We start from the raw sequence: 1,761 nt of genomic DNA, 5'->3' as shown, positions 1-1,761 counted from the left end.
GCACTGTACACCGTAATATTCAATTGATCGTTGGGCTGAATAACAGGATTTTGGAGGGGAGTAACCACTACACTATCTAAATTGCGCTGAAAGAGGTTATAGTTGCGGTCGAGCCGCCTGGTGGGGTTACAGGCCATCATCCACCCTGCCGCTAGCAGGACTGCCACGATAAAAGTTGATTTTTGCATATGAGGTGCATCAATTTAGTTGAAATAATGGGAAACCGAATAATGGGTAATGATCCTGTTTTTACATTATGGATACCGACAGCTTCGCCTGGTGACTCACAGTCACTTTTTTTAAAATTACCCACAAAGAGAAGCTATCCATGCATGAAAGCAGGCTTTCAGCAGAATATGCAACAAATATATGGTTTTTCAGATGCTGGAACAAAGCGTAGATAAATTATGTTTGTTTTAAATTTATGCCCGGCGTTTATGATTGCCATAATAAACAAATATGGTGCCCCTTTCCGGGTTTTTTGTGGTAGTTGTTGCATACAGTGTTTACAAGGTTTTTATTCTGCGCTTTCGCCGCAGTGCCTGCACCCTTGCCTGTTTTCTGGTATGACCGTTGAACTGATGAAGTAAAAGGGTGCCGTGGCTTTTGTGGCACATGATAGCACAAAACCGCACCATATTTTCGCTTCCTGCTCTGTAAGCCGCAGTATCACCCCCTCCCTTTTTGTGGTGGTGTTGCCTATTTTTTGCAAATACCCTGCTATACACTGCTTTGTGCAAACACAAACAGGAGCCAACAGGGTAAGGAATAAAGCAGCAACCGCAACATTGTAGGATTTGGGGCCAATACCCGGCTTGCACTGCCCGCACCCTGCTTCGATACCAATTCGATACATGTTCGATACCAATTTGCAGCGTGCCAAAGCAGTATGGGTTTGGGATGGGTTTTGCCGAAGCATACCGAAACAAAAATTGGGAACAGCATGCCTAACAAAGTAATACTACCCCCCACCCGCCCAGCACAGCATACCGCCCCCCTCACTACCTAACGGTAGGAGCTTTATGAGAATAGAACCTGATTTTTTTACAAGAGCTATTGTTAGAAAAAACGGGGAGTGCTTATTTTTTTAAAACAGCAACGCCTTATCACGAGCCGATTGTACCCCTGTACCGGTACAGCAGGTACAGGAAACCGGCATACAACGGGTATAGTTTAGCAGCCGTAACGCCGAAGCCTCAGCCGCGGAGAGGCCGGTCATTATTCATTATTCAACAACAACAACTATGGCAAGAATCACTAAAGGTATCTTAGGCCCGGTAAATGGCAAAGTAGGTACCATTGTGGGCAGTAACTGGCGGGGTATTGATTATATCCGCAGTAAGCCCGGCACCAAAAAAGGACAAGCCAGCCTGGCGCAATTAGACCAACAACTACGCTTTACCCTGATGACGGGCTTTTTACAAAGCGTAAAAGGGATGGTACAGGCAGGCTTTCAGAAAGCCGCCCAAAAGCAAACGGCGCTGAATGCCGCCCTGAGTTATAACCTCAAAAACGGCACTACGGGCATTTATCCCACCATTAGCCTGCAATACAATATGCTGCTGCTGAGCCGGGGCGATTTACCCAATGCCCAAAACCCCCGCTCACTTGCCGGCACCACCGGAAAGGTAAACCTGCTATGGACCGATAACAGCAATACGGGCAAAGCCAAGGCCGATGATGTGGCCATGATTACGGTGTATTGCCCCGATACCCTCCATGCGGTATTTACCCTAAACGGGCCCGCACGCAGTACGGAGC

General features: G+C 47.2%; 1 protein-coding gene. It reads left to right on the top strand.

The genetic code is table 11. The features are described from left to right. Positions 1-1,244: 1,244 nt before the first annotated feature. On the top strand, positions 1,245-1,761 hold a 517-nt coding region (locus A0F92_RS07695), incomplete at its 3' end, for a DUF6266 family protein (RefSeq protein ID WP_068243843.1).

The organism is Hydrotalea flava, from assembly GCF_001623405.1.
Taxonomy (GTDB): domain Bacteria; phylum Bacteroidota; class Bacteroidia; order Chitinophagales; family Chitinophagaceae; genus Hydrotalea; species Hydrotalea flava.
Note: the sequence above shows the minus strand (reverse complement) of the source record. Positions and strands in the feature narration are given on the sequence as shown.